The following is a 7,592-nucleotide window of genomic DNA, read 5'->3' on the forward strand; positions in this document are numbered from 1 at the left end:
GTCACGCCGCTGATGCCCAGCACCAGGTTGTTGCCGCTGCGCGTCTGCGTCAGCTGCGCCGCGCTGATGCCGGTGGCGATCTCGATGCGGTCGGCGCTCCCACCCACGTCGGTGATCGTGTCCTGCCCGTCGCCCCGGCCCCAGCGGTAGACGTCGTTCGAGGTGGCAGACGTGTCGTTCATTGTGTCGTTGCCGGCGCCGCTGCTGTAGGTGTCGTTGCCGCCCTCGCCCTTCAAGGTGTTGACGCCGGCATTGCCGAACAGCAGGTTGTCCAGCCCGTTGCCGGTGCCGTTGATCGCGCTGCTGTTGATCAGGTTCAGGTTCTCGACGAAGTTGCCCAGCGTCCAGGTGATGGTGCTGTTCACCGTGTCGGTGCCCTGGCCATCGAGTTCCTGGGTGACCTCGTTGGCCGTGTCGACGGCGTAGGTATCGTCGCCCAGCCCGCCAGTCATGTTGTCGAGCCCGCCTTTGCCGTCGAGCACGTTGTTGCCGGCGTTGCCGGTCAGCGTGTTGGCAGCACCGTTGCCCGTGGCCGTGATGTTGCCGGTGCCGGTGAGCGTCAGTGCCTCGATGTTGTCCAGCAGCGTGTAGTTGACGCTCGCCTCGACGGTATCGGTGCCTCCGCCCGAGGCCTCGGTGACGAGGTCGAGTGTGTCGTCGACCACGTAGGTGTCGTTGCCCGCGCCGCCGATCAGCGTGTCGACGCCCTCCTTGCCATCCAGGCGGTTCGCGCCGCTGTTGCCGGTGATCTTGTTGGATACCGCGTTGCCGGTGCCCGACAGGCCGCTGCTGCCGGTCAACGTCAGGTTCTCGACGTTGGCCGACAGGATGTAGCTCGCGGTCGATTGCACCGCGTCGAGCCCCTCGCCAGCGTTCTCGGCGATCGTGTCGCCGCTGTCGTCGACGACGTAGGTGTCGTCGCCCGTCCCGCCGGCCATGTCGTCGACACCGGTGCCGCCATCCAGCTTGTCGTTGCCGACACCGCCCAGCAGCCAATCGTTGCCGGCCTTGCCGTTGAGCTGGTCGTTGCCCGCCCCGCCGTCGAAGTAGTCGCTGTTGGCCGTGCCGTTCATCACGTCGTCGCCTTCGGTGCCAGGCACGGCGATGCGGATGCCCTGCGACACATCCAGCGTGCTGCCATCCGCAAAGCGGAAGGTCGACAGGCGACGCGGGTCGTCGAAGTAGTCGACGCCGATGGTCTCCGGCGCGGTGCCGCCGAGCACGTCGATCAGCAGCTTGGGCCCGAAGCGGCGGAAGCGCAGGTCGCCGGCCGCGATGCCGGGGCCGAACTCGATGAGGTTGCCGATCGAGGTGTCGAGGATCAGGTCGGCACCCGAGATGTCACCGGCCTCGGCCACCACCGCATCGCCGCGCTTGAACACGTAGGTGTCGACCCCGGCACCGCCCCGCAGGGTTTGCTCGCCGACACCGCCTTCCAGCCGGTCATTGAATTCGGTGCCGACCAGGACCCGGCCATTCACGTCGGGCACGACCGTGAAGCTGCCGGCCCGGGCCACGAGTTGCGTCCAGTCCAGCACGGTGCCGTCAGCGAACCGGAACGACTCGAACTTGCCCACGTCTGCATACCCGCTGCGCGGTCGGTAGTCCTGGTTGTCGATCGAGCTGCTGATGCGGATCTGGCCGCCGCCCTGGTCCACTTCCAGGATGCGGTCCGAGGCATAGTCGTTGAGGTTGTAGGACGTGACGGCGCTCAGCTTCAGGTTCTCCGGCGTGATGCCGGCGCCGAACTCGATCGCGTCGGTGCCGCCGTAGTCGTAGATCAGGTCCTTGCCGTCACCCCGGTCGAAGTGGAAGGTGTTGTTGCCTTCCAAGCCGACCAGCGTGTCATCACCTGCGCCGCCCGTGAGGCGGTTGGAGATGCCCAACACCGTGCCCCCATCGGTGGCCGTCCAGGTGCCGGTGCTGAACAACACCTCGCTGGCGGCCGAGCCAATGACGGGCAGGTCGGCCATGCTGGCAGGCATCAAGGAGGACGCACTGCGCACCGTTCCGTCGGCGAACACGAAGTTCGGCAGGTTGTTGAGCATGTTCGGCCGGATCGCCCGGCCGTCGAGTTCGAACGACACCGTGTCGCCCTGCGTGCCGTAGGCGAACGTGAGCGCCATGTTGGCTGCATGGACGTCGTCCGCGGGCAAGGCGGTCAGTCCCACGACCTTCAGGGACGATACGGCCACGCCGGCCGCGAACGTGACACGCAAGCTTCCGCCGGCGGCTGCGCCATCGACCAGGTACTGCGTTTGACGGAATGTGTCGTGCCCATCGCCCTGCGCGAACACGAAGTCGGCAGAACGGCTGGAATCCAGCGAGAAAGTGTCGTCACCCTGGCCGCCGACGATGGTGTCGACAGCGTCTCCCCGCCCCACATTGCTGAAGGTGTCCTTCCCATCGCCACCGTTCAACAGCTCGTTGCCGTTGCTGCCAAACAAGCGGTCGTCGCCCGTGTCGCCGTAGAGGGACGACGAGCGGCCATCGTCGTTGGCCGTTGCATTCAGGCGGTCGTTGCCATCACCACCGTGCAGCACGTCGGCGCCGCCATCGCCAGACAGCTGGTCGTCGCCAACTCCACCGTACAAGGTGTCGTCGCCATCGCCACCGGAAAGCTCGTCATCTCCGCGGCCACCGTCCAGGACGTCGTTGCCGCCTTGTCCCAGGAGCATGTCGGCATCGTCACCACCGGCGAGCAGGTCGTTGCCTCCGCCGCCGTACAGCCAATCCCTTCCTTCGTCGCCATACAGGCTGTCGTTCCCGTACCCGCTGACCAGTGTGTCGTTACCACCCAGGCCGTGGAGGTCCTGAGGGCGCGTGCTGTTGCCGTTTTCGCCGATCTGGTCATTGCCGCCGGTTCCGATCTCCGTGAACGGCAGATGCGCGGCGATCTCGCCGTCGCTCCACACCGTGCCGTCGGCGAACTGGATGGCGCCGAGGCGGCTTTGCGGAGTCAGTGTGATCTGGTCTCCCGAGCCATAGCGCAGCACCAGGCCACCGGCATCGTTGACCAGCGTCAACTCGCTTTCCTGCACATCGGCCAGCACGATGCGGTTGGTGCCGGTCGTGGAGGTGTCCTCCAGCGTGTCGACGCCATCGCCCTTGTGGAAGACATAGGTGTCACTGCCGATGCCGCCGACGAGCTGGTCGGATCCGGTGCCGCCTTCCAGCACGTCGTCACCATTGCCGCCCGCGAGCGTGTCGTCACCGCTGCCACCTGCCAGCGTGTCGTTGCCAGCCCCGCCGCGGATCGCATCGTTGCCGCCCAGGGCATCGAGGGTGACGTTGCCGTCGCCAGGAACCTGGAACGTGTCGTCGCCCTGGGTCATCAGGTCTTGCAGGCCGATGGCCGGAACGGTGCCGCGCTCGTACGACGTGCCATCGGCGAAGACGATCTGCTGGCGGCTCGCGTTGGTGAAGAACTGCTTCACCGTCAACTGGTCGCCGCTGCCCTGGAACATCACGAAAAGGTCGGCACCGTTGCGAATGAAGCGCGCAGCCCCCACGGGCAGGGTTTCGTCGAACTCGATGCGGTCGGTCTCTTCGCCTGTGCCGGCCGTGTCGTCCACGGTGTCGGTGCCGAAGCCCGCGCTGAAGTAGTAGGTGTCGTTGCCACTGCCGCCCACCAGCGTTTCGTTGCCGCTGCCGGCCAGCAGCTTGTCGTCGCCTGCGCCGGCATCGATCCGCCGGGAGCCCTCGTTGCCGACGATCACGTCGTACACGTTGCTGCCGAGCAGGGATGACCCACTTCCGGTGCTCTCGACCAGCACGCCGCGCGCCAGCAGCTCGTCCCAGGTCAGGACGCTGCCGTCTTCGAACTCGATGCGATCGAAGCTGCGGCCGACTGTGGCCAGCTGCGACACGCCCTTCTGGCCGAGCACCAGGGCGTCGCCTGCCGAGGCCATGTCGAGCACCACGGCGCCGGTGTTCGCCTCGCGACGCAGGCGCAGGTCTTCCGGAATGAAATCTCCACTCAGTTGCAGGACGTTGTCCGCACTGCGCGCTTCCGCGACCACCGATACGGTGTCGCGGCCATCCCCTTGCGAGAACTGCAAGGTCGTGCCTTGCGTGCTCGAGATCTCGACGGTGTCGTTGCCCCACCCGCCGGACAGCACGGCGCCTTGAGAGTTCGCATCGACCCGCAGGACATCGTTGTCGGCCCCACCGATCAGGTGCTGGCCAGGCTCCGAGGCGGTGAGGTCTTGCTGCCCGCGCAGCCATTGGCCCAGCGCACGGGCAAGAGCCATCTCCTGCCCGTTCGAGGCCTGGAAGGTCTGTATCGCACCCTTCATCCCATTCGTGATCACGAGGCTGCCCGTGCCGATCCTCAGCACCAGGTCAATTCCGTTTTGCGCAGCCTGCGCGACGACCTCTCCGCCATCGATGACGATCTTGTTGCGGCCCTCGTTGTCGATGATGTTGTCGACGATGACGCCGCTGCTCAGATCGGCCCCCCGCACGATGTAGGTGTCGTCGCCTGCGCCGCCGGACAGGCCGTCGATGCCCGCGCCGCCGTTCAGCGTGTCGTTGCCGGCGCCGCCGAACAGCAGGTCGTCGCCGTCGCCGCCAAGCAGCTGGTCGTCGCCGTTGCCGCCGACCAGCGTGTCGGCGCCGGCCCCGCCGTCCAGGATGTCGTTGCCCGTCAGCGTGGAGACCGCGTTGGTGGCCTCCTCGTCTTCGCCGGACAACCAGTCATTGCCGTCGCCGCCGCTGAGCACGTCGTTGCCGCCGCCGCCCGCCAGCGTGTCGTCGCCGGCACCGCCATCGAGGACATCGGCACCATGCAACTCGGCCGGCAGCAGAGCGATGGAGGCATCTCCCAGCAACTGGTCGTTGCCGATTCCACCCACCAGGGAGTCATCTTGCCCTCCGCCATACAGGCGGTCATTGCCCTCATCACCAAACAGCGTGTCATTGCCATGGGATGCTGCGACGGCATTTGTCAGTTCGCCGTCACCCCACAGAACATCATCTTCGCTGCCGCCGTGTGCCTCATCGTTTCCACCACCTCCGATGAGTTGATCCGCCCCGCTACCGCCGCTCAGCAGGTCGTCGCCGCAATAGGCGGCATCCATACCGTCGTCGTCGCCAAGCAGAACATCGGCCCCTTCTTCGCCAAAGAGCTGGTCCGCACCACCTCCGCCCACCTCACGGTCATCACCCTTGCCGCCGAATAGCATGTCATTGCCGTGCTGCGAGGGATCCAATCCAAGCGTGCCGTAGGTCTTGCCGGTCAAGCTGTCCATCTCCGGCTGGCCAGGGGACTTGAGTCCGTCGCCAAGCAGGAGGTCGTTGCCGTCGCCGCCAGAAACAACGTCGTCCCCGCTGTACCCCGCCAAAGCGTCGTTGCCGTCTTGCCCGAAGACCAGATCGTCGTCGCCTCCCGCGTTGACGACATCGTCCCCGGCGCCGGAATACACCGTGTCGCGCCCGTTGTGGCGCGCCGTATTGAAAGCGTCCAGATAGGTGGGCGCGTTCGGGTCGTAGCCCTTGTCACCAGTCAAGCTGCGGCCAGTGAGCGTAAGTGTCGCTGTAGCACTGTTGAAGACGTTGCCGTCTGGCCCGTCTATGACTGTCCAGCGATCCGCCGGGACAGCGTAGTTCATCAGGTCCGTCAACGAGAAGCCGGTGAGATCGATGCCGCCCAACGGGTCCACGCCATTCAGGAATTCGCCGCCGGTGAACAACTGGCCACTGAGCACATTGGGATCCGACAGCCTGAAGGTGTAGAGATACGCCATGCTGGCGCTCAGCGTGCGGTAGTAGCTGCTCGACCAGTCGCTGCTGTTGCTGCCTTGGCCGTATGGCAAAACGCTGAGCGCAGGAGCACCCATGTCTCCGTCGCTCAGGATGATGTCGGCGCCGGCTCCACCCACCAGCATGTCGTTGCCGTCGCCACCGAACAGCATGTCATTCAGACTACTGCCGACGACGGTGTCGTTGCCTCGACCGCCATCAAGCACGTACGGCTCAGGCTCCGTTGCCAGAGAAACCGGCGTACTGATGATTGCGGCGGACAAAGTCTGCTGTACCACCGCATAGATTTGATCGTCGCCGTCGCGCCCTCGAATCCTCAAGATGTTGCCCAGGGAGTTCAACGCGCCAGCACCACCTTCGATCAGGTCACCACCGCGCCCGCCCTCGACGACGGCGATGCTCGCGTCGATGGCGTTCAAGATCGTCACCGGGCCTTGCAGTTGCGGGCGAACCTCCAACGGGTCGTAACCGTAGTGCTGCTGGCCGGAACTGCTGGCCAGATCAACGAATGTCGCCGGTGCCGGCGCGGACGCTGGCGAGGCCAGTGCATCGGACAGAGTGACGCCAACATTCTTGTCGCGGGTCCAGTTCCGCACGGTGACGACTCCCGAGCGATCTCGGAAACTGATGTACAAGTTGTCTTGCGTGCCGTCGATCGTGCCCAACGTGTAGGTGACTTTCTGGTCGTCTGTCTGCCAGATGCGGTCGCCGACTTTCTTGGCACCGGCGCCTGTGATCGCACCAATACCTTCCACGTCGATCACGCCTTTGCCATCGCTGTCGACAATCCAATCGCTGCCGGACTCGCCAGCGAAGAACTTGTAGGTGTCCAGCCCTTCTCCGCCGTACAAGTAGTCGGTGCCAGTGCCGCCACTGAGGTAGTCGCTACCGATGCCGCCGAACAGGACATCGATGCCTGCGCCGCCTAGAAGAACATCGTCTCCCGCGCCTGCGAGGAGTTCGTCGTTGCCGCCGTTGCCGATCAAACCGTCGCTGCCGCTTGCCCCGAAGACGAGGTCATCAGTTTCTCCACCCGCTGTCGTCCCGGCCGTTGTCGCCACCAGAACTCGACCAGAGCCTGTCAGCGCAAAGCCTGCCCGATCAAACTCGTCGAGTAGCTTCGTCGCCATGTCTCGCACAGCCACGGTCGCCTGTGTGCTGCCCAACGGGAGATTCATGGCAACGAAACCCGTAGAGACGCTGACTCGTTCGCTGACGTAGGCATGCTGCTCTTGCGAGATGAGCAAGACAGTCCGAATCAGCGTGTCGCGCGACACGAGCGTGCCGGCATCGAACGGCGCTTCGAGCAGGCGCTTGATGTCGGCGTTCATCTGCGCGCTGGCAGGGAGCTGCGACACGCCGGCCAGCAGGGTGGTGAACGCCGCCTTTTGCTCGTCGGTTRCATCCAGGCCTTCCAGCCAAGTACCGTCGAATTTGCCCAGCTTCACGGAAAGATCGTCCAAACTTGTGTTGAGCGTGGTCCATGCGGTGGAGCCGGTGTCAAAGACCTGGGTGAAAAAGTCTTTGCTCCAATCGCGTACGGGCTCCCAGGCGGCTTCGCCGGCTTTGCCGGCGACGTAGCCGCCTACTACGGCAAAACCTATGACTACGGCCGCAGTAAGAATCACCGGCGCCCCCAGTCCTACCGCCACTCCACCAGCAAGAGCCGCCGCAATCTCCCCACCTGCAAAACCAGATAGCACCCCCAAGGATTTCTCGCCGGCCTTGTCAATGCCCACGTCGGTGAACCCGTTGTCGTAGAACTCCTTGCCGATCTGAAACATCCCCAGCACCGCGCCGGTCTGTTTGAGAACAGCAGAGGCTCCCGA

At 64.9% G+C, this 7,592-nt stretch carries 1 protein-coding gene; it reads right to left on the bottom strand.

All coding sequences use genetic code 11. The features are described from left to right. A partial coding sequence (locus AC1D01_RS14025) for a calcium-binding protein (protein ID WP_477867162.1) occupies window positions 1–7,547 on the bottom strand: 7,547 nt, incomplete at its 3' end. Window positions 7,548–7,592 lie beyond the last annotated feature (45 nt).

Source organism: Rhizobacter sp. P3_B12 (genome assembly GCF_056402895.1).